This window comes from Enterococcus sp. E4-223, assembly GCF_035727065.1.
GTDB classification, from domain to species: Bacteria; Bacillota; Bacilli; order Lactobacillales; family Enterococcaceae; genus Enterococcus_B; species Enterococcus_B faecium.
This window is the reverse complement of the sequence record NZ_JAPMLH010000006.1, coordinates 79,955-101,198: the sequence shown is the minus strand read 5'-3', so window position 1 is coordinate 101,198 and position 21,244 is coordinate 79,955. Positions and strand designations below refer to the sequence as shown.

Below are 21,244 nucleotides of genomic sequence, written 5' to 3'. Positions count from 1 at the left end.
TTATATCAGTTCTCCTTCATAAATTTTTTCATTGAATCCAATTGCAACAAGCTGGTCCTCTCGTAAGATCAGTGGCCGCTTGATCAGCATACCATCTGTCGATAAGACTTGGCTTGCTTTTGAAGTCGTAAACTCGCCTACTTGATCTTTCAGTCCAAGTTCCCGATATTTCATCCCGCTTGTGTTGAACAGGCGACGGATTGGTACTTGACTCGTTTCTAGCCAAGTCTCAATCGTTGAGGCCTTCGGTACTTCTTTGATCATATCAACAGTTTGATAACTAACGCCATGCTGGTCTAACCACGCTTTGGCTTTTTTGCATGTTGAACATTTCGGGTACCAGTAAAAGGTGTACAATTTTCTTACCTCCTTGAAGATCTTGCAGGTGCTTCATTTTGGTATCTCATCGATAATATCAACCCGATACCGATCATGTTCCCTAAAATCGAAGATCCTCCTTGGCTAATGAAAGGCAATGGGATCCCTGTTAAAGGAAGTAATCCGATATTTGCTCCAATATTCTCAAAGACATGGAACAGCAGCATCATGATCAAACCGCTTGCGATATAGGCGTAAAATTCATTATTCGTATCGAAACACACCCGAATCATACGATAGATTAAAATAAAATACAAGAAAATGACGAATGCACCACCGATAAAGCCGAAGTTTTCACCGATAACGGTAAAAATCATATCGGACTCACGAACAGGCACATAAATATTGCTTACGTTGAATCCTTTACCAAACAAGCCACCGGTACCAATTGCCAAAAGTCCTTGGGCCGGCTGATAACTCATTCCTGACGTATCATGGAAAGGGTCCAGCCATGAATCAATACGTGCAAACTGATAAGATTTGAAGCCAACTTTGTAAAGCAAGTCTCTTCCGCCTTCAGTCGTAACCAAGAAGATCGTTCCTGCTCCAACGACTACTGCCAAGATTACTACAGGTGCGATGATGCGCCAAGAGATTCCAGACATCAAGAAAATCCCGCCAAAGATCGCAAGAAAGACAAGCATCGTTCCAAAGTCATCTTGGGCCATGATCAATGCTAAAACCGGTATTGTCACGATCAAGAGCTTCCCAATCAGCCAAAAGTCCGATTTCATCGTCCGTTCTTTTACTTGCGTATTATGTTTAGTTACGATCAGTGCCATCATCAAGATGTACGCAATCTTCATCAACTCTGCTGGCTGGAAAGTAAACGCACCGAATCGAAACCAGTTTTTAGACCCTGTTGAAGCAGCTAAATTCTGATCATAGAATTTGAGCAAGAGTCCCATTACCACTAACCCCAAACCATAAAGGTAAGGAGTCAGTTTCCAGATCCATTTGGAATTCAAATGCATGATGACAACGATTGCTGCCGCTCCAACTAAATACCACACAACTTGCATCCCTACGCCTTTCAAGACTGCTGGATTGTTCGGATCATGGCTAAGTGCTACATATAATGAGAGCAGACCAATCAAACATAACAGAAAGACTGGTAAAATCACGCCATAATCAATACGATTATCGTTCGAAGCTTTTAATTTTTTTTCCATGTTTCATCCCTTTTCTTAAAAACCATACTGCTGATTATTATAGCGGTCCAGTTAGATAATGGAAAGTCTTTCCATAGACATTTGGGAAAAATTAACTTTCCGTTTGTGCAGTTGCTTGAGCAAATGCAGTACAAAAGCCTACTGCTTATCTTTAGTGTATCATAGAACTTTTTTTGATACATGCAATTATCTACCAGCTGAGATTCTCCTCGCTGTGAGAAGTTTCTGTGCTTTCATTGTATCGAAGGATCTCTTCGGCAATCTCTAGCAGCTGATCAGAAACCAGATTGGTTCGTTGGATGAAATAAAAATATCGATGGAAATTCAACGGAGTCATTGGCACATTTTCTGGAACAGAGCGCTTAGACAAAATCGAGCGACCGATTCCTTCCTTCAGCAACGCAACAATTACATCGTTACTTTTCACGATCATCTTCTTATCTTGGATATTCATCTCTTCAAAATAACGCTGCGTGTAATGAAAAACACCAGAGTTTGCTTCTCTTACAAGCCACAATTTGCTTTTTGGGTCCCCAGCGATGACTAGCTGGTCTTCCATCAAAGAGTATCTTTGTACGCCGGAAGTCTCTAATGGCTTTTCGATAAAACCAAAATCGGATTCATGTTTCGCTACTTGTTCTAATGATTCATGAGAATTCGCGATTTCGATCTCAAAATGCACTTTAGGAAACCTTTTGATCAGATGTTTCATCAACTGAGGCAAAAGATAGACAGCAAAGGTGTGGGAAGCAACGATCCGACATACTTCTTCTTCATTTTGTTCATTGAGCAATTTTTGCTGAGTTTCTTCCCATTCTTCTAACAAAACCAGTGTCCGTTCATATAATAAGTCGGCTTGCTTAGTTGGAAGCATCTCTTTTCTTCCGTTACGTTGAAAAAGATCGATATTCAATTCCCGCTCCAACTGTTTGATTTGATTCGAGACTGCTGGTTGAGATAAAAACAGTACTTCTGCTGCTCTGGAAAAATTTCTTGTTTCATATACTGCTCGAAAAGTCGTTAATAACTTAAACATGGCACCACTTCCATAACTTTTTATGATAATTACTATAAAAACTATTTGATTTAAATATACAAAAAACCATCTATAATAGAAATGTACAACAAAACAGTTGCTGATCCAACTAGTAACTTAGATGAAGACAATCAGCTGTCTGCTTGCTCGTAATCATACATTCCTATTCATTTTACAATGTATTCGTTCATCTTGGTACTAAAATCTATTAAATAAAAAGGAGAATATTATATATGAAGAACTTTTTGAAAATTATTCCGATCCCGATCTGCGGGTTGATCCTTGGGTTAGCTTCCCTTGGAAATCTGTTTAAAGACTATCACCATGTTGCTTTAGGCAATCTAACTGGCGGTATCTCTATGATTCTTATGATATTCATTTTTGTTAAATTGTTTATCTTATTCGAACACACGAAACAAACGTTGCATGATCCAATCATCGCCTCCGTTTCACCAACTTTTACGATGTCACTCATGGTTATTTGTACTTATTTTGTTTCATATGAAAGTATTGCACCAATTGTCAAATTCATTTGGCTGTGCGCTGTTATCTTCCAAGTGATCCTTGTCTTTTATTTCAATTATCACCATGTTATCAAAGCTGATCTTTCAATTGAAGCAATTTATCCAAGCTGGTTTATCATTTATGTTGGATTTGGGGTCATCACTGTAACTGCCGGGAACTTCTTCCCACTTATTGGAAAAATTTTCTTTTGGATTTCATTGATCTGCTATGCGTTCTTATTGCCGATCATCATCAAACGTGTCTTTTTCGTAAGAAATATGGCTCATCCGACACGTCCGCTGATTACGATCGTTGCAGCACCTGGTTCTCTTTGCCTAACAGGTTATCTTAAAAACTTTGCTGAACCTAATTTTTATCTTGTCGTAGCATTGTTCGCTTTATCTCAAGTATTGTATTTCGTTGTGCTGTCTATGCTTCCACGTTTGTTCAAGCTTCGTTTTTATCCAAGCTATGCAGCCTTTACATTCCCGCTTGTTATCTCTGCAACAGCTATATTTACTACTGTTCATTACTTCAACAGTTTAGGTATCTATAGTAGCGTATTGGATTTCTTAAAAGTTGCGGAATGTCTGTTTGCAAGTGTAGTTGTCTTCTACGTTCTTGCTCATTACGTACGTTTCTTAATTAAAGAACATAGCAAACATGGAAAATTTGTTTCTAAAAAAATCGCTTAATAATCGATTCAATAGGTTGTGAAAAAGCTGTTCTGCATCAAGTAATAAGAACGGCCAAACAAAAACAGCTGTTCATGTTTTTGTACTGGTTGGGCTTATTACCGCAGATGCAAGCTTTTGAACACCGTTTACCAAGAGGTCGTAAAAGAAGTGGTCAGCTTCAAGAAATAAGAAGGAATTTACGAAAATTGCTTCTCAAATTTTTGTGAAATTTCGGCTTATTTCCGAAGAAGCTACTTCTGGAACACCGTTTACCAAGAGGTCGTGAAAAAGCCGCTTAGTTTCGAGTATTAAGAAAAATTTTGTGAAAATGGCTTTCCACATTTTTGCATAAATTTGGCTTAATACCGAGAAACTGGCTTTTGAACACCATTTATTCGAAACAAGAGGTCGTGACAAGACTTTTGTCACGCCCTCTTGTTCTTTTGTCAAAATACTGGTTTAGTGCTACTATGTTCGAGTATGCTTTTAGTATTTATTGACGAAAGGAACCGATCAAATGAAATCATTGTCACATCCAATAAAATCTGTAAAGGATTCAGCGGTCCGCGAAATCTTACCCGGTTTACTGCTTTCTTTTGCCATCGCTGCCTTCAGCAGGCTTCTTGCTATTTATCTGCCACAGTTAGGTGGAGCGACTATTGCTATTTTATTGGGTATTTTATTAGGAAATACTTTTTTTAAACAGCCTGTTCTAGCAATCGGCACAAAATTTGCTGAAAGCAAACTATTAGAATTCTCTGTTTTTTTACTAGGTGCAACTGTCACAGCTCAAACGATTGCTCAAATTGGTATAAAAGGAATTGTTTTTGTGTTACTGCAAATGTCAGTCACTATCATCGGTGCTTACTTGATTGGTAAAAAACTGCAATTCAGCGATACTTCTTCTTTGATGATGGCTGGAGGAAACGCTGTTTGTGGTTCTTCTGCTATTGCTTCGATCGCCCCTTCCATCCATGCGAAAGAGGAAGAAAAAGGACAGATCATCACACTAGTCAATCTACTGGGTACTGTGATGATGTTGACTCTCCCTTTTCTTGGATTACAGTTGTTTGGTAGAAATCTCATTGAAAAAAGTGCACTTTTGGGTGGCACACTCCAATCTGTTGGTCAAGTAGTCGCTGGGGCAAGCTTACTTGACAATTCTGTTGTCGAATTCGCCATGCTATTTAAGATTCTACGTATTATGATGCTCGTTGTTGTTGTCTATCTGTTTGAAAAATTCATGCACAAGAAACAACCAGCTCTGTTTGAAACGCCAACTGATACGCAGAAAAAACGAAAATTACCACTTCCTTGGTATGTATTAGGGTTTGTGATCTTTTGTTTGGTCAACAGCTTGTTTTCTTTACCTGTAGTTATTGACCAATCGGCACATTTTATCAGCAGCTGGTTTGAGATCACTGCTTTAGCGGCAATTGGTCTGCGTTTAGACTTTGCAAAATTCATGAAAGAAGGTACACGCTTCTTATCTTATGGATTAGCTGTCGGGCTTCTCCAAACAGTGATGGCTTTACTATTTATTTGGCTGATCAAAGTTTAGAATGAACATGAAAAAACAGTTGTGATTCTCGCATGGAACAATGTCCGAATCACAACTGTTTTTAATTTTGCAGATATCCTTCTAACAACAACAATTGGCGTTTGATTTCAACCCCATCTATTGCGTTTCCCATATATCCTGTCAGTTTTCCATTTTGCCCGATCACTCGATGACAAGGAATAACGATTGGCAATGGATTGGTTCGATTTGCCTGCCCAATCGCTCGCACAGCTTTCGGACTATCAACAGCAACAGCTACTTCTTTATACGTTCGGATTTCTCCATAAGGAATGGTCGACAAAGCTTTCCAGACATTTTGCTGAAAAGGCGTACCTCTCTTTATAGATAAAGGAACATCAAATTCTTTTCTTTTTCCCGCAAAATATTCTTCAAACTGTTCTTGTGTGCGCGTTAAAATTTGCTGATTCGCTGATTCGCTTTCTGAAATTGGCTGAAAAGATACAGCAGTCAATCCGGATTCATCTGCATCTAACCATAAAAAGCCGATAGGTGTGTGTATTTTCATTTTGTTTGCTCCTAGTCAATAGACTGGAACTTCCTCCTTTTTCTCTATCCAAAACTACTTGCCAACTAATAAAAATTGTTCTTAAAAGTTTGATAAACCGAGGAAACATGGTAAACTAAATACGTTAGTTTACAAAAAGAATACCTGTTCTTTTACGTAAAATCAAATTTTAAAGGTGTTATTTAAGGTTTATTAAATTTTGAATGTAAACCATATATAAACATACGATTGAAAGGATAGAAACGATGAAAGTATCAATTGTTGTCCCATGTTTTAATGAAGAAAAAACTGTTCCTCTTTTTTTTGATGAGGTTGAAAAATTCAAAGGTGCCCATGAGTTCGAATATTTGTTTATTGACGACGGATCAAAAGACGGTACGTTAGCAGCAATCAAGAAGCTAGCCTCAGCTTATCCTTATGTCCGCTTTGTCTCATTTTCCAGAAATTTTGGGAAAGAAGCGGCTCTGTACGCTGGATTGCAAGCTTCTACAGGAGATTTAGTGACCGTGATGGATGTTGATCTGCAAGATCCGCCCGAACTGCTTCCTGAGATGATCAACCGGATCACTACTTCTGATATCGATTGTGTCGGCACCCGGCGTTCGACTCGTGAAGGCGAGCCTACGATACGCAGTTTCTTTGCGAAAAAATTCTACCAGTTGATCAATAAAATCAGCGATACAGAAATGGTCGATGGCGCTCGTGATTTCCGCTTGATGACTCGTCAAATGGTGGATGCCGTCCTAGAATTAACAGAATACAACCGATTTTCAAAAGGATTATTTAGCTGGGTCGGATTTAAAACAGAATATATTTCTTATGAAAACCGCGAACGTGTGGCTGGCGAAACATCTTGGTCCTTCTGGAAATTATTCAACTACTCGATTGATGGTATCGTGAACTTCTCGGATGCACCGTTAACGATTGCTTCATTTATCGGCGCTTTGTCTTGTGTCGGTTCTGGTATTGCAATTTTGTTCATTATTTTGCGGGCATTGTTGTTTGGTGATCCTACATCAGGATGGCCTTCCATGGTCTCGATCTTCCTGTTCATTGGTGGAATCCAATTGTTATGTCTTGGAATCATCGGGAAATATATCGGGAAAATCTTCTTAGAAACGAAACAGCGTCCTGTTTATATCATAAGAGAAACAGAAAAAGTGAAGCCAAATGAATTGAAGCCTCACCAATAATATACGTCAAATGAAGTAAACATTTTTTTAAATGAAAAAGGACTGTGACAAAAGTCTTGTCACAGTCCTTTTTTCCGAATAAATGGTGTTCCAGAAGTAGCTTCTTCGAAAATAAGCCGAAATTTCACAAAAATTTGAGAAGCAATTTTCGTAAATTCCTTCTTATTTCTTGAAGCTGACCACTTCTATCACAACCTCTTTCATATCTTATTACTTCTTCATTGCTGCTTTTAGTGCTGCTGCTAATGGGCTTTCTTCTGGTTCTTCTGCTTGTGCATATTTTTTCAGCAAGCGTCGTTCTTCATGTTTGGTCATTTTCTTCTTCTGCTCTTTTTTATCAAGCATTTTTTCTGTCGTTCCATCGTATTTACAACGGAAATAAGCACCGTTTTTACCTTCGATGATTTCCATTTTCCGGTGACATTGCGGGCATCGATGATTAGAGACTTTTGGATCTTTTCTTCTGCGGTAGTTGCAATCTGAATTGGTGCAGACATAGATTTTGCCGTCACGTGTGTTTTTCTCGCGCAGATTGGCCCCACATTCTGGGCATTTCTTTTGGGTAATCGAGAAATCTTGATATTCTTGTTTGCTTGATTTGATCTCATTCACCAAGCGTTTTGTTTCTTTTTCGATTCCATTCAAGAAGGTTCCTGCTTGTTTCTTTCCTGCAGCAATAGCTTCAAGGTCTTTTTCCCAGCTTTCTGTCAAATCTGGTGTTACTAAAGAGGGATTTACCAATACTAATAATTGCTTACCTTTAGGAGATACTTGCAGTCCTTGAGGGGTACGTTCCATCAGTTCAGATTTGATTAGTTTCTCGATAATCTCTGCACGCGTAGCTGGGGTTCCCAGACTGTATTTTTCCATTTGACCAAGCAAGCTTGCTTCTGACAATGGTTTAGGCGGTGCAGATAGTTCTTTTTTGATGGTGAAATCGGGATTGATTCTCATTCCTTTTTCCCATTTGACTGTTTCCGTCTCAGTTTCAGTTTCGCCTTTCCATCCTGCTTGGACGACACGATTTTGCCGAAAAATGAATCGTTCTTTACCAAATTCAACCGTAACTTTTGTTTGGCTGACTTTATGGGGTTGAGCAAACAGTCCTAAAAAACGAGAGACAATCATTTGATAGATTTTTTGCTCTTCATTACTTAATTTTTCATAACGTGCTCTGTTTTCAGTTGGCAAAAGTGCATGGTGATCGGTCACTTTACTGTCTTGGAATACTTTTGTCTGTTGGACGATGGCTCCGTTTTTCAAATACTGCTTGACCTCAGGAGCAAAGTCGCTGACTGCTTGCAATCGTTCTTTCATCGTACTTTTCATGTCATTTGTCAGATATTTGCTGTCTGTACGCGGATAAGTAACGATCTTATGGGTCTCATACAAACTTTGTACAAGACTTAATGTTTTCTTTGCAGAATAGCCATAGCGTTGATTGGCTTCTCTTTGGATCTCTGTTAAATCATAAGGCAATGGCGCAGATTCCGTTTTTAATTTTTCTTGGACTTCTGTGACAGTTCCTTTGCTTGTACTGATCAATTGAACAAGTTTTTGTGCTTCTTCTTGTGTTTTTAAAGCAAATTGATTTTTTTGAAGCATTTTGGCTTGTTCTTTTCCAGCTTGCAACGTGATCGTGAAATACGTTTGTGGACGGAACTGCTCGATTTTCTTTTCTTGGTCTCTCACTAATGCTAGTGTCGGTGTCTGCACACGGCCTGCTGATAAATTATCCGCGTACTTCACAGTTAAGGCTCTGGTCACATTCAATCCTACCAGCCAGTCCGCTTTTGCCCGGGCAAGAGCAGATTCATACAATGCATCATATTCTTTCGCAGGTCTTAGTTGCTTGAATCCAGTTTTGATTGCTTTATCTGTTTGAGAAGAGATCCATAACCGCTTCACTGGTTTATTGAAATGCACATACTCTAAGATCCAGCGAGCAACAAGTTCCCCTTCTCTTCCGGCATCTGTCGCAATGACTGCTTCTGAGACATCTTTTCGTTGAGCCAGCTGCTTGATTGCTTTTAATTGATGTCCTGTTTTAGGCAGTGGTTTGATTCCTAGTTTTTTAGGGATCATTGGCAACGTGTCCATTTGCCAGCTCTGCCATTCCTTATTCAGATCTTCCGGCATTTTCAATCCTAATAAATGACCAAGGGCCCAAGTAACGATCACCTTGGGTCCTTCATAATAATTTTTGTGCTTTTGATTAGCACCAAGCACCTTGCTTAGGTCTTTCGCAACGCTTGGTTTTTCCGCTAGAATTAGTTGTTTCATAAAATTCCTTTCTGCTTTCTACTGTGATGGGCTGATGATTTTTCAACAACGCAAGTCCCTTGTATTGCTGTAAATCATCGTCACACTCTTCACACCAGCGCTCATCTCCGTCATTCCAAAAGGCGCTGAGAAAGTTACTTTTTGCATTGATATATTCATAATTTTGATGGATTTCGTTCCATTGTTTTTCGTACGCTTGTCGTGCTTCTTCGAAAGACTCGAATGTTTCTTCTGCTTCAATATCTTCTTCCCAGTCTTCAAAAAACCACCAAGGCTCATTGTCCCCGAACATGGTAATTACTTGATACATACTCGTGCTCCTTCTTTCAGCTTTTCTAGACTCATCTTAGTCACTTTTCAAGAAAGTTGCAAGAATTTTCTCTTATAAAAGGGTCATTTAATGAACATCTTAAAATTGTTACAAATGAATCTGATTGTTTAAGGCAAAGTAGCGATAAAGTCATTGATCATCCAAAAATAGCTGTCTTCTGGATCGATTGTTGGTTCTTTTGTAAAGTATCCTAAAAAACGTAAGGAAAGATAACCGTGGATCATACTACGAAGTTCCCTGCTTCGATGAACTTTTTCTTCTTTCGTTAATTGAAAAGCCTCAAATATCTGCAAAATGATCTGATTCGTTTCATGGATTCCATCTAATAAAACAGCTTCATTGGTATGCGGTACACTGATCAGTAACTCATACACTGCTTGATTTGAAAAAGCAAAGGATCGATAAGTTTCTGCATAGATCTGCAGTGCTTCCTGACCACTTTTTCCCACAAGAGCCCGACGCAGCTGGTCATTAAGTTCCTGCAGAAGTTTTGCTGTTAACGCTGTTTTGACATCACGAATATTTTTGAAATGGTTATACAGCGAGGGAGCCTTGATATCCAAGCGTTTGGCTAAATGCTGAAAGGTTATTTGCTGAACATCCATCTCTTCTGCTAGTTCTCGAAAGCAGTCGATTATTTTCTCTTGAGACAGATTTCTTTTTTTCATCTCCATGTTTCCTCTCATAAAATAAATCCTTCACTCTTTCAGTTTACCACGAAAAAGAAAGAGAAAAAAGAGACTTTCATTGATAAACTACATATTGTAGTTTATAATAAAGAGCTGTAGATGAAAATTTTCAGAAAGAAGGAGTCTAATTGGCTGCAAGAATAAAGGAAAAATTATTTAGGAAAAGAGAAACTTGGGAACAAAACTTGTTTGTCTTATGGTTTGGAACATTTATGGCTGGTATCGGATTTAGTTTAGTCATGCCTTTTATGTCACTTTACATAGATACGTTAGGTAATTATAGTACGTCACAATTGAACTTTTGGAGCGGATTGACTTTTTCATCTACTTTCTTGGTGACTACGCTGATCTCTCCTTGGTGGGGAAAATTAGCCGACCAAAAAGGAAGAAAATTGATGCTGTTGCGTGCTTCATTAGGAATGGCAATCGTCATTTCTTTGATGGGTTGCGTGACTAGTGTGTATCAATTAGTCGCATTGCGTCTGCTTCAAGGGATTTTTTCTGGTTATATCAGTAATGCCACTGCCCTTGTCGCAACTGGGACGCCAAAAGAAAAAAGTGGTCAAGTTCTTGGAACCTTAGCAACTGGTTCTGTTACAGGAACATTACTTGGACCGCTTCTTGGCGGGATCTCTGCTTCAGCGTTTGGCTATCGCCCTACCTTTTTCATTACAGGGATCATCTTATTTTTCGTCTTCTTGTTGAGTCTGTTTTTCGTCCATGAAAAATTTGTCCCAGTGAAAAAAGAAAACATGGTTTCTGCCAAACAGATTTTCAAAGACTTGAAATATCCACACGTCGTCATCGGTATGTTCGTCACAACGATGATCATCCAAGCATCCAACAATTCCATTAGTCCAATCATCAGTCTGTACATTCGTCAATTGCTGCATGGACATGGGAATGTTACGTTGATCAGCGGAATCATCGCTTCGATACCTGGGATTGCCACTTTGATAGCCGCTCCAAGATTTGGTCGCTTAGGTGACAAGATTGGGAGTGAAAGAATACTTGCGATTGGTTTGGGTTTTGCGATTCTGGTTTATATCCCAATGGCATTCGTCACGAATGTTTGGCAATTAGCTGCCTTACGTTTTTTGATTGGTATCTCTGATGCTTGTCTGCTCCCTGCTGTCCAAGCATTGATCACAAAATATTCGCCTCATCAAGCTGCTGGACGGATCTTCAGTTATAACCAATCTTTCCAAGCAACTGGTAACGTAGTAGGGCCTATGATCGGCTCCAGTGTTTCCAGTGCATTTGGTTATCGTGGCGTTTTTCTTTCGACTTCTCTTCTTGTTTTGGTCAACTTCTTGCTTGTACGACACAATACACAAGAGATCCATCAGCAAGAAACTGCAGAAGAAAAAGCTTCAGGAGTCTCCATATCTTCAGGGCACTCTCCTTCTCATAGACAATAAGCGTAAATGAAAAACACTGCTTGAACAGTTGTCACAGACTGTCCTTGCAGTGTTTTTGTTTAGGCCTGTTTTTTCAAGAACTCAGATAAGAGGAATAATCCCTTTTCCAAGGTTTCTTTTTTACAACAGTAACCTAGTCGGGCATGCTTCGGTAAATCAAAGGCACTTCCTGGTACTAATAGTACTCCTGTTTCTTCTAATAAATTGATACAAAATGTCTGGTCATCTTCTTCGATGGCTAATTTAATGAAAGAAGTAGAGACGTAATTGGGAGCGACAAGTTCAACTTTCGGTTCATTGGCTACCCATTGTTTTAAAATCATAAGGTTCTCTGTAATGATCTTTTTGTTTCGCTCCAATATTTTTTCTTTATTCTTCAATGCATGTACAGCAAGATCATCTGACAGGACTCCGCCGCAAATCATCGTGTAGTCTCGATACTTTCGAAAAACTTCTGCCAACTCAGGTCCAGTAGCTGTCCAGCCAATACGAATACCTGGAATGGAGTAGGTCTTGGATAAGGAATTGGTTGCTATACCTTTTTCATAGACATCTACGATCGACAAGAATTCACCTTTATCCGTTAAAGGCGCATATACTTCATCTATCAATACATATGCATCTACTGTACGAGCAATTTCTGCGATTTTTTCTAAAGTTTTCCGATCTAGCAATGTGCCTGTAGGATTGTTTGCACTATTCAAACAGATGATTTTTGTTTCAGGTTTGACTAAGGCTTCTAGCTGTTCTAAATCAAACTGCCAATCTTCTTCTTCCTTCAAATGAACAAAGTCAACAGCGGCACCTAAAGATTGGGGGATGTCATATAATTGCTGATAAGTAGGAAGCATCGAAACAACATGGTCTCCTGCTTCCACTAACGCGTATAGAGCTAAAAGATTAGCACCAGTCGCTCCATTCGTTTGTAAGATGTTTTCCGGATCGACGGTTTGATAAAGAGAAGCGACTTCTTGTTTGAAAACATCTGATCCTTCGATCCAGCCATAGTCCAATGGTTCGTTTTTGCGTTTTTCGAAAAATTCACTTACGCTAGTCCCATCTAAGCCAACGAGTTCGTCTAATGTCAATGCTTCGATCGAACTTTGTGCAATATCATATACCGCTTTCTTTTCCCATTTATTTAGCCATTCTTCTACACCGAAATTTGCGATTTCCATGTTTCTTTCCCCCTTATATCTTGATCCAGCCTACAGCAAGCAACCCGATTGAAAGCAGTGCGGCCACACAAATCAGCCCAATCATTACTTTTTCTTTTCCCGTAATTTGATGTTTGGTTTCACGACAAGCGATCCAGTAGAAGCAAAAACCAGGAAGATAGGCAATACTACATAAAAGGACATAAGAAAATCCTGCTAAAATGATGCCCATCAATTCAAAAACTACAGCAATCCCACCGATCACTACTTGTTTTTTGATTCCTTCTTTTAAAGAAAACTGGACTTGATAGATCCCGACAAGTAGATAACAAATCAAAATTGCCGCTGTACATAAAGAATAGGCAAATTGATAGGCATAATCAGTAACTAAGAAAGTCAATAAGAATAGATTAGTCAAGATTGCAGTAACAACTAACGAATAAGTTGGGGCATTTTTTTTATTCGTTTTTCCCCAACCTTTCGGCAACAGACCGTCTCGAGCCATCAACATCGTTGTTTCTGCTGGGAGCATCGTCCAAGACAACCAAGAACCAATGATCGAAATAATCAAGCCGATATTGATCAGCGCTGCTCCCCAATTTCCCACGATTCCTTTTAAAATATTTGCCATAGCAGGTTGTGAAATAGTTGCTAACTCTTCTTGAGATAAGACGCCGTATGGCAAGATCGAAGCAAGGATATAGATAAACAATAAACAAAGCAGACCAATGATCGATGCTTGCTGGGCTTCTGAACGTTTCTTCGCGCGGTTGGCTAAAACACTTGCGCCTTCGATCCCTACAAAGACCCACATCATAACCATCAAACAACCTTTAATCTGCAACCAGATCGTTCCTTGCTGCCCTGTTCCATTCACTAGATTATCAGATACGTTACCCCAAAAATCAGCAGTGAATATATTCACTTTAAATGCGATAAATACAAATATTAAAAATAGGAATAATGGCACTAATTTACAGATCGTCACGATTGTATTGATGACGCTCGCTCCTTCAACTCCATTGTTTACTAATAAAGTCAGACCCCAAATAAAAATACTTGCAAATAAAATAGAAGGAACATTTTGTCCACCTTTGAATATCGGGAAAAATTCTCCCATGGCGCTCATCAGCATCGTTGCAAAAGCAACATTTCCCAGCCACGCAGACAACCAGTAACCCCAACCACTGATGAAGCCACCTAATTTACCAAATGAAGCTTCCGCATAACCGAAAATACCACCATCTAGATCTGGACGTTTTTCTCCTAAATGATTCAGCGATAATACCAAAGCTAAAATACCAATCCCAACGATTATCCATGAAAGGATCGCTGGCCCTGGAGCTGCAGAACTAGCCAGATCACTTGTGATCCCAAACACACCGCTTCCGATTGACGAACTGACAACCAGAGCAACCAGTCCCCATTTGCTAATACCCTTTGATTTCTTTTCCATTTCCATCACCCTCACTTATAAAATTGAACAAATCACTTGCAAAAGATTCCCTTCTATTTTGCAACTGCTCTTGCTTAACAAAAAGCAACTTTATTCATATTATTGGATATTATGAACTTTTTACACAAGTATTTCAAGTATAAAATGAATAAAAATTAATTTTATTGCAAAAAAAACAGCTATGCTATCCAAAAGAAAAGGTGTTTCTTTTGTTAGCCATAGCTGTTTTGATTCATTTAATATCGCTTAAACGTATTGTAAAACTTTTGTTTCTTGATATGCGTGGTCGATCAAACCACCACCCAGACATTCCATTCCATCATAAAATACAACTGCTTGTCCAGGAGTGATTGCACGTACAGGTTCGTCGAATACGACTTCTGCACGATTATCATCCAATAAGCGAACTGTCACAGGAACGTCTTGCTGACGATAACGGAATTTCGCTGTACACTTGAATTCTTTTGGCATTGGTTCATTCGTCGTAAAGTGGATTTCACTTGCATCCAAGCTTGTGGCATACAATGCAGGATGATGGAACCCTTGCCCCACATATAATGTGTTTGTCGCTAGATCTTTTCCTACAACAAACCAGGGTTCTTGCGAATCTCCTCCGCCACCGATCCCTAGTCCTTGACGTTGACCAATCGTATAATACATCAAGCCAGCATGTTGTCCTTTGACTTCACCATCAAGAGTGACCATATTTCCTTTTTTTGCTGGCAGATAGTTGCTCAAAAATTGTTTGAAGTTCTTTTCACCAATAAAGCAGATTCCCGTTGAATCTTTTTTCTTAGCTGTCGCAAGGCCTGCGCGTTCAGCAATTGCCCGTACTTCTGATTTTTCCATGCCGCCTAGAGGGAACATCGTTTTTGAAAGCTGTTCTTGTGATAATTGGCTAAGGAAGTAAGTTTGATCTTTATTATTGTCTACTCCACGAAGCATGTGGACCACGCCGTTTTCATCGCGAGTGACTTGCGCATAATGTCCAGTAGCTACATAATCGGCGCCAAGATCCATTGCATAATCCAAGAATGCTTTGAATTTGATTTCTTTGTTGCACATCACGTCTGGGTTAGGTGTACGTCCTGCGCGGTATTCGGCTAGGAAATATTCAAATACACGATCCCAATATTCTTTTTCAAAATTCACAGAGTAATAAGGAATCCCGATTTGAGCAGCTACTTTCGCTACATCCTTATAATCTTCCGTGGCCGTGCATACACCGTTTTCGTCCGTGTCATCCCAATTTTTCATGAATATTCCGATCACGTCGTATCCTTGTTCCTTTAACAAAAGTGCTGTTACAGATGAGTCGACACCGCCGCTCATCCCTACGACAACGCGTGTTTTGCTGTTGTCTGTCATGATATCACCATCATTTCAATTAGATTCTGAAACATCTACGAGTTGAAGGTCGCAACTTTTCAGTATTTTACATTATACGTCATATTTCTGAAAATTTCATCCCTTAATTATCAAGTCGTAAAAATACTGTTCTACTGGACCTATTCAGTACACAAACATGATAGTCAACCAAAAAATCACTCATCTTTTGAGCATTCGATATAAAAAATTGGCATACTCATAAAAAGGGCCAGCCTTTCGGCAATAAGGAATAGTTTTGTAAATTGTGAAAAACTATTTTTCAAAATTGCTTCTTATCGCTTAAAGCTGCACGTCTCATTTACAACCTTTTCTTTTTAGATGTTATGAGTTGCTCAGATAAGTGATTTTGTTTACTCTAAGAAAAAAGGGAGGCAAAAGATACATGAATTACTTTACCAGTGATATACACTTTTTCCATGAACGCTTATTAGGAAAAAACGACTTTGCTCCGCGGCTCTTTGCAAATGTGGATGAAATGAACCAACAGTTGATCACTAGCTGGAATGCAGTAATAAAAGAAACCGACCATGTTTATCATCTAGGCGACCTTGCTATGCATCCGCAATATGAAAAAGCAAATGCAGAAATTTTGGAACTGGTCACTCAACTGCAAGGAACAATCCACTTGATCAAAGGGAACCATGACAGTCGCGCTTTTTTCCGTTATTTAGAAAAAAATGATCCTAGGCTTACTGACGGAAGTCCCAAATTTTATTTTTATGATGTAGGTGCCATCGTTAAATTCGACCATCAACAATATTACTTGACTCATTATCCGATGTTGCTCGGGCCTAACGACACTATCCGCAATCTTCATGGACATATCCATCATTACAGCGTACCTATCGAGAACGATGTCAATGTAGGCGTAGACGCACCGGAAAGAGAACTCTTAAAGGAAAAACTACCATTTGGCACTCCGTTATCTGAGCAACAAATCAAAGAAATCTATGAAGCAAAGAGGAAGTACGATAGGTCGTGAAAAAACTGCCCTATATCAAGTATTAAACAAATAAAGATAATTACTCATATTTTTCATTTGAGTAGGCTTATTGCCACAGGAACATTAGGATCAGAAATGGAGTTGTAACAAGACTTCTGTCACAACTCCACTCCATACTATTCGTCTTTTTGCTCATGGTGTTCTTTTACCAGTTTTTTCTGTAATTCTTTATCATAATTTCGGGCAGCTGACGTTAAAAATAAAACGATTCCGCATAATAAAATCCCGATTCCGGAAAACAAGAACATTTTTTCTACCCCTAAACGATCAGCTAATGGTCCTGCAAATAATAATCCAATTGGACCTGCCAGGTTCATCAAAGAGTTGAAGTTCCCTAAGACACGACCTAAAACATTCGATTCATAACTCTGCTGGATCATTGCCATCAGCAGTGTATTGAAATATGGCGTTGCACAACCTGCTCCTGCATTCAAGATAAGAAAGTACAAGAACCCTTGACTATCGTTTGGAACCAATCCGCTTGCACCGATCGTCAGGCCCATAATGATGTAGGCTATAATAATAGGTTTCATTCGGTCTTTCCATGTTCCTATAAAACTGATCAGTGCACCGCCTAAGAGCATTCCGACTGCGTAGACTACTTCCACTGCTCCCGCCTGTCCAACGGAACCACCAAAGTAATCTAGCGTCATCAATGGATACAGACTGATTGCTGGCATGAACAACAGCATCACAAATGCACCATTGATCGTTATGTACCATAACCCTTTATTATCCATCAATTGCTGCAGCCCAAATTTTGCATCTTTAAAAATAGTAAGCGGAACTTCCAATATTTCAGGAGAAACTTTTGGGATCTTCACAAAAATCAATAAGCCGACACCAAAAACTGCCCCCAATACATCTAATAAAATAAGGTAATTGACAGGAACGACTGAAAACAAAGCCGCTCCTAGAGCTGGCGCAATGATGAAATTCGCTGATTGGACCATTCCTAACTGTCCATTCGTCCTTGTTATGTGAGAAGATGGAACGATTGTCGGCATAATCGACTGGATCGTTGGCATTTGGAATGTTTGTGCGACCGAACGCATAAACAAAGACACAAAAACTAGCCAAATCGGGAAGGATTCTGAAATCGTTCCGACTACTGCTAAAATAAGCGCGAAAATCGCTACAATAATATCCGTGACAATCAAAAGAGCTTTTTTATCCCAGCGATCCACTAGCGGTCCTACAAATGGGCTTAGTAAAACCATGGGAATCATTCCTAGTAAAGTAGCAAAACTCAAAATTGTCGCCGAACCGGTTTCTCTTGTCAAATACCAGATGATCGCATATTGGACGACCATACTAGTGATTCCTGACAAAAACTGTCCCGATAAAAAGAACAAATAATTTCTCTTCCAATTCGTTAAAACGACCGACTGTTCATTTTCCATAAACATCCCTCTTTTCTTTTTCATTTTGTATAGCGTTTGCACAACAATCATTATACGGGATTCTTTTTTCAAAAAATACCTTTTTCCCTAAATAACAATCGTTTCAATTTAAATTTCTTTACTTAGAAACAATAAATCAGCAAAATATTAAAAATAACAACATGTGTTAAATTTAAAAATAAAAAAGACAACTAATTTGCGTCGTCCTTACAAAGTTAGTCATCTAACAATAGGCCGTTTCAAAACTAGTTGTCTTTTTATATCCACAGATCATTCGACTTTTTCGAATAACCCACGGCTAATCATCCCATCCATCAGAAAATAAAATTTATCTTGGCTCATTTTCTGTTTTGGATCTTTGAAAATATTGACTGCTTTCAATCCATTTGCTGTAGTGATCGACATTTTCAATGTTTGAATATCTTTTGATACAGTGATTTTTAATTTGAATCCTTCTTTGCTTTGCGGCGTGGCATCTAATGGTCGGATCAATTGATAATTGCCTCCGTTTGTTTCTGTAAATCCATTATCGCGCAATGTATATCTTTTTGCATCAGGATGCAAACGATAGCTAATTGGTGCGCCCAGTACCGTTGCTGTTGTTTCAAATGCCATGATTTTCACCTCGATAAAATTAGTTTCTCTTTATTATAAAAGTTTATCCTGATTTTTACTAGGTTTTTCAGTTAAGTTCCCTAAAAAATGAAGGCGTTCTCTCAGACATCTGTTCATATAAGAATGACTTCACTAGTTATTTTTTGACAGCACGAACTAATTGATCAAGGAAATACTGGATGTCGTCTTCGGTATTTCCCAAACCAAAGCTGATACGGATGGATTCTTTTAGTATCGGTGTATCTTCTCCATACATTGCTTCTAATACGTGTGAAGGCTCGATATTTCCTGCTGTACAAGCTGAACCAGTAGAAATAGCGACCCCATTAAGATCAAGCTTCATCAGTAGCAAATCATTTGCTTCGCCAATTAAGCGAAGATTCAACACATGAGGGAGTTTATTCGTTAAATCACCATTTACTTGATAAGGGATTTCGTTTGCTTCTAATGTATCAAGAATCAATTGCTGGAATCCTTTATATTTGTTGTTACGTGCTTCACGTTCTTCAGGTGACAGCAGTTCAACTGCTTTTGCCATACCCCAGATCCCTGCTAAATTTTCTGTACCTGCACGCCGCTTTTCTTCCTGCTCCCCGCCTAAAAGCAATGCAGGGATATTTACTCCGTCTCGTTTATATAAGAAACCGACGCCTTTTGGCCCATTGATTTTATGAGCAGAGATACTTAATAAATCGATTCCTAATTCTTCTGGATGGATCGTTTGGTTTCCGTACGCTTGTACCGCATCTGTATGGAAATAAGCTGGATGATCCGCTAAAAGTTCACCGATTTCTTTGATTGGCATCAAATTTCCGATTTCATTGTTCCCGTACATCACAGAGACCAAGATCGTATCTTCTCGTAACGCTTTTTTGACCTCTTCGATCGACAGATTCCCTTTTTCATCTACAGGCAGATATGTAACGTCAAACCCCTTTGTCTCTAAATATTTCATGGTGTTAAGAACAGCAGGATGTTCGATAGCTGTAGTGATTAGATGTCTGCCTTCTTTTTGACGCGAGAACGCTGTTTCTAAGATAGCTGTATTATCCCCTTCTGTTCCCCCACTGTTAAAGATGATCTCGTGAGGTTTTGCTTGCAGACTGTCTGCAATGATTTGTCTTGCTGTTTCCAATTTTTCATGCGCGTGGCGACCAAATCCATGTATGCTTGAAGGATTTCCAAACGTGTCTTGCATGATTGCCGTCATCGCTTCAATTACTTGTGGATGCATGGGGGTAGTTGCCGCATGATCTAGATAAATAGTTTTCACTTCATTCATCCCTTCCAAATTATTGCTAGGCACATTCTAGCATAAAATAGCGAACAAACCAAAGAAGAGCTCATTTTTGTCTAGAGGACGTTTCATGGGCATAGAAAAAAGGAGCTGTGACAAAAGTCTTGTCGCAGCTCCTTGAAGCTGCTCACTTCTGTCACAACTTCTTTCCCTCTTTTTTTTGTTTATTCGAATTCTTTTTCTTCCAGACGGAATAACGGACTCATCGGTGTATTTTCATGGATGCGTTTGACCGCTTCACCCATTAATTCTGAACATGTAACGATTGTTAAGTTTTCTGGATGACGATTTTCTTCTGTGAAAACAGAATCAGTGATACAAATATCTTTGATTGGTGCATTGTCTAAAATACTTTTCGCATGATCGGACAATAATCCATGTGACGCACAGGCATATACTTCTTTTGCGCCGTTTTCTTTTAATACATTTGCTGCTCGTGCAAGCGTTGCTCCTGTGTTCAAGATATCATCTACCATGATACATGTCTTTCCCTGAACATCACCGATCACATAACCACCCTCAGTTGAAGCATCATCTGCATGATCTACGATGGCTAATGTGCTGTTCAAATATTCTGAAAGACTACGTGCACGCTGAACACCGCTGTTTTTTGGCGAAACAACTACGATGTCATCTCCCGTCAGACCTAATTGACGGTAATAATGAGCAAACAACGGCATCGTAAATAAATTATCTACAGGAATATCAAAGAATCCTTGTACTTGAACCGTGTGCAGATCTAAAGTCAGTACTCGAGTTGCCCCTGCTTCTTCGATCAAGTTAGCGATCAATTTCGCAGTGATCGGTTCATGAGGTTTCGCCGTGCGGTCTTGCCTAGCATACCCATAGTAAGGCAATACGACATTGATCGTTTTCGCACTTGCTCGCTTCATTGCATCGATCATGATCAGTAGTTCCATATAGTAGTCATTGACAGGTGCATTCGTTGATTGAACGATATACACATGATCCCCTCGAATACTTTCTTCGATATTGATGGAAATCTCGCCATCACTAAATTGCTTCACGACGCTTTTACCTAATTCTGTTCCGAACACTTTCGCGATTTTTTCAGCTAATGGACGGTTGCCATTCAAACTAAAAATCTTCAACGTGTCATCCTGATACTTATTACTCATGTAGTCCTCCCCAA

19 protein-coding genes are annotated in these 21,244 nt (G+C 39.2%); 5 read left to right on the top strand and 14 right to left on the bottom strand.

The window, feature by feature from the left end; all coding sequences use genetic code 11:
• The 3 genes from OS139_RS09520 to OS139_RS09510 all read right to left on the bottom strand — a co-directional run bounded on the left by OS139_RS09520 (position 1) and on the right by OS139_RS09510 (position 2,586).
• Positions 1-357, bottom strand: coding sequence for an arsenate reductase family protein (locus tag OS139_RS09520; RefSeq protein WP_002306033.1), 357 nt, complete (start codon positions 355-357; stop codon positions 1-3).
• Positions 358-362: 5 nt separating this feature from the next.
• A complete protein-coding gene (locus tag OS139_RS09515; RefSeq protein ID WP_002291183.1) occupies positions 363-1,550 on the bottom strand; it encodes an FtsW/RodA/SpoVE family cell cycle protein in 1,188 nt (395 codons plus the stop codon).
• A gap of 190 nt (positions 1,551-1,740) precedes the next feature.
• Positions 1,741-2,586 carry a LysR family transcriptional regulator gene (locus OS139_RS09510; RefSeq protein ID WP_002291186.1) on the bottom strand — a complete coding sequence of 282 codons (846 nt, stop codon included), beginning with the start codon at positions 2,584-2,586 and terminating at the stop codon, positions 1,741-1,743.
• Positions 2,587-2,819: 233 nt separating this feature from the next.
• Here OS139_RS09510 and OS139_RS09505 point away from each other — a divergent pair, with 233 nt between their 5' ends.
• On the top strand, positions 2,820-3,785 hold the full coding sequence (locus OS139_RS09505) for a TDT family transporter (RefSeq protein ID WP_002291188.1): 966 nt from the start codon (positions 2,820-2,822) through the stop codon (positions 3,783-3,785).
• 499 nt (positions 3,786-4,284) lie between these two features.
• The gene (locus OS139_RS09500) at positions 4,285-5,328 is read left to right on the top strand and encodes a YeiH family protein (protein ID WP_002331649.1); all 1,044 of its coding nucleotides are present in this window, start codon (positions 4,285-4,287) and stop codon (positions 5,326-5,328) included.
• A gap of 61 nt (positions 5,329-5,389) precedes the next feature.
• On the opposite strand, the gene OS139_RS09495 is transcribed toward OS139_RS09500, so the two are convergent.
• Positions 5,390-5,854, bottom strand: a complete 465-nt coding sequence (locus OS139_RS09495) for a methylated-DNA--[protein]-cysteine S-methyltransferase (protein WP_002298278.1) — start codon at positions 5,852-5,854, stop codon at positions 5,390-5,392.
• Between the two features lie 245 nt (positions 5,855-6,099).
• Between OS139_RS09495 and OS139_RS09490 the strand changes: the two genes are divergently transcribed.
• Positions 6,100-7,047, top strand: coding sequence for a glycosyltransferase family 2 protein (locus OS139_RS09490; protein WP_002331650.1), 948 nt, complete (start codon positions 6,100-6,102; stop codon positions 7,045-7,047).
• A 210-nt stretch (positions 7,048-7,257) separates the two neighbouring features.
• On the opposite strand, the gene OS139_RS09485 is transcribed toward OS139_RS09490, so the two are convergent.
• The 3 genes from OS139_RS09485 to OS139_RS09475 all read right to left on the bottom strand — a co-directional run bounded on the left by OS139_RS09485 (position 7,258) and on the right by OS139_RS09475 (position 10,329).
• On the bottom strand, positions 7,258-9,330 hold the full coding sequence (locus OS139_RS09485; RefSeq protein WP_033581948.1) for a DNA topoisomerase III: 2,073 nt from the start codon (positions 9,328-9,330) through the stop codon (positions 7,258-7,260).
• Positions 9,263-9,640 carry a DUF1033 family protein gene (locus OS139_RS09480; protein ID WP_002306018.1) on the bottom strand — a complete coding sequence of 126 codons (378 nt, stop codon included), beginning with the start codon at positions 9,638-9,640 and terminating at the stop codon, positions 9,263-9,265. Before OS139_RS09480 ends, OS139_RS09485 begins: the two co-directional genes overlap by 68 nt.
• Positions 9,641-9,768: 128 nt before the next feature.
• On the bottom strand, positions 9,769-10,329 hold the full coding sequence (locus tag OS139_RS09475) for a TetR/AcrR family transcriptional regulator (protein ID WP_002323745.1): 561 nt from the start codon (positions 10,327-10,329) through the stop codon (positions 9,769-9,771).
• 149 nt (positions 10,330-10,478) lie between these two features.
• Here OS139_RS09475 and OS139_RS09470 point away from each other — a divergent pair, with 149 nt between their 5' ends.
• Positions 10,479-11,771, top strand: coding sequence for a multidrug efflux MFS transporter (locus OS139_RS09470; RefSeq protein WP_002325116.1), 1,293 nt, complete (start codon positions 10,479-10,481; stop codon positions 11,769-11,771).
• A gap of 59 nt (positions 11,772-11,830) precedes the next feature.
• On the opposite strand, the gene OS139_RS09465 is transcribed toward OS139_RS09470, so the two are convergent.
• The 3 genes from OS139_RS09465 to mnmA form a co-directional block, all read right to left on the bottom strand.
• Complete coding sequence (locus tag OS139_RS09465) at positions 11,831-12,949, bottom strand: aminotransferase (RefSeq protein WP_002331651.1); 1,119 nt, start codon at positions 12,947-12,949, stop codon at positions 11,831-11,833.
• Positions 12,950-12,962: 13 nt separating this feature from the next.
• Positions 12,963-14,384 (bottom strand): arginine-ornithine antiporter, encoded by a 1,422-nt coding sequence (arcD, locus tag OS139_RS09460; protein ID WP_002331652.1) that lies wholly within the window; start codon positions 14,382-14,384, stop codon positions 12,963-12,965.
• 246 nt (positions 14,385-14,630) lie between these two features.
• Positions 14,631-15,752: a tRNA 2-thiouridine(34) synthase MnmA gene (gene mnmA / locus OS139_RS09455; RefSeq protein ID WP_002286726.1), complete on the bottom strand. Its 1,122-nt coding sequence runs from the start codon at positions 15,750-15,752 to the stop codon at positions 14,631-14,633.
• 403 nt (positions 15,753-16,155) lie between these two features.
• Here mnmA and OS139_RS09450 point away from each other — a divergent pair, with 403 nt between their 5' ends.
• Entirely contained in the window at positions 16,156-16,755 is a 600-nt protein-coding gene (locus tag OS139_RS09450; protein WP_002331653.1) for a metallophosphoesterase, read from the top strand.
• A gap of 137 nt (positions 16,756-16,892) precedes the next feature.
• Here the strand turns inward: OS139_RS09450 and efmA are convergent, their stop codons facing one another.
• From efmA to OS139_RS09430, 4 genes are all read right to left on the bottom strand, one after another.
• Complete coding sequence (efmA, locus tag OS139_RS09445) at positions 16,893-18,179, bottom strand: multidrug efflux MFS transporter EfmA (RefSeq protein WP_002291207.1); 1,287 nt, start codon at positions 18,177-18,179, stop codon at positions 16,893-16,895.
• A 270-nt stretch (positions 18,180-18,449) separates the two neighbouring features.
• Positions 18,450-18,794, bottom strand: a complete 345-nt coding sequence (locus OS139_RS09440; RefSeq protein WP_002286736.1) for a DUF1831 domain-containing protein — start codon at positions 18,792-18,794, stop codon at positions 18,450-18,452.
• Between the two features lie 136 nt (positions 18,795-18,930).
• Positions 18,931-20,076, bottom strand: a complete 1,146-nt coding sequence (locus OS139_RS09435) for a cysteine desulfurase family protein (protein WP_002295158.1) — start codon at positions 20,074-20,076, stop codon at positions 18,931-18,933.
• 179 nt (positions 20,077-20,255) lie between these two features.
• A complete protein-coding gene (locus OS139_RS09430; RefSeq protein WP_002286741.1) occupies positions 20,256-21,230 on the bottom strand; it encodes a ribose-phosphate diphosphokinase in 975 nt (324 codons plus the stop codon).
• Positions 21,231-21,244 lie beyond the last annotated feature (14 nt).

Coding starts and splice junctions, on each gene's coding strand:
- efmA (WP_002291207.1), bottom strand. CDS start 18,179: ATGGAAAATGAACAGTCGGTCGTTTTAACGAATTGGAAGAGAAATTAT.
- OS139_RS09435 (WP_002295158.1), bottom strand. CDS start 20,076: ATGAATGAAGTGAAAACTATTTATCTAGATCATGCGGCAACTACCCCC.
- OS139_RS09515 (WP_002291183.1), bottom strand. CDS start 1,550: ATGGAAAAAAAATTAAAAGCTTCGAACGATAATCGTATTGATTATGGC.
- mnmA (WP_002286726.1), bottom strand. CDS start 15,752: ATGACAGACAACAGCAAAACACGCGTTGTCGTAGGGATGAGCGGCGGT.
- OS139_RS09510 (WP_002291186.1), bottom strand. CDS start 2,586: ATGTTTAAGTTATTAACGACTTTTCGAGCAGTATATGAAACAAGAAAT.
- OS139_RS09465 (WP_002331651.1), bottom strand. CDS start 12,949: ATGGAAATCGCAAATTTCGGTGTAGAAGAATGGCTAAATAAATGGGAA.
- OS139_RS09495 (WP_002298278.1), bottom strand. CDS start 5,854: ATGAAAATACACACACCTATCGGCTTTTTATGGTTAGATGCAGATGAA.
- OS139_RS09430 (WP_002286741.1), bottom strand. CDS start 21,230: ATGAGTAATAAGTATCAGGATGACACGTTGAAGATTTTTAGTTTGAAT.
- OS139_RS09500 (WP_002331649.1), top strand. CDS start 4,285: ATGAAATCATTGTCACATCCAATAAAATCTGTAAAGGATTCAGCGGTC.
- OS139_RS09490 (WP_002331650.1), top strand. CDS start 6,100: ATGAAAGTATCAATTGTTGTCCCATGTTTTAATGAAGAAAAAACTGTT.
- arcD (WP_002331652.1), bottom strand. CDS start 14,384: ATGGAAAAGAAATCAAAGGGTATTAGCAAATGGGGACTGGTTGCTCTG.
- OS139_RS09475 (WP_002323745.1), bottom strand. CDS start 10,329: ATGAAAAAAAGAAATCTGTCTCAAGAGAAAATAATCGACTGCTTTCGA.
- OS139_RS09450 (WP_002331653.1), top strand. CDS start 16,156: ATGAATTACTTTACCAGTGATATACACTTTTTCCATGAACGCTTATTA.
- OS139_RS09505 (WP_002291188.1), top strand. CDS start 2,820: ATGAAGAACTTTTTGAAAATTATTCCGATCCCGATCTGCGGGTTGATC.
- OS139_RS09485 (WP_033581948.1), bottom strand. CDS start 9,330: ATGAAACAACTAATTCTAGCGGAAAAACCAAGCGTTGCGAAAGACCTA.
- OS139_RS09480 (WP_002306018.1), bottom strand. CDS start 9,640: ATGTATCAAGTAATTACCATGTTCGGGGACAATGAGCCTTGGTGGTTT.
- OS139_RS09440 (WP_002286736.1), bottom strand. CDS start 18,794: ATGGCATTTGAAACAACAGCAACGGTACTGGGCGCACCAATTAGCTAT.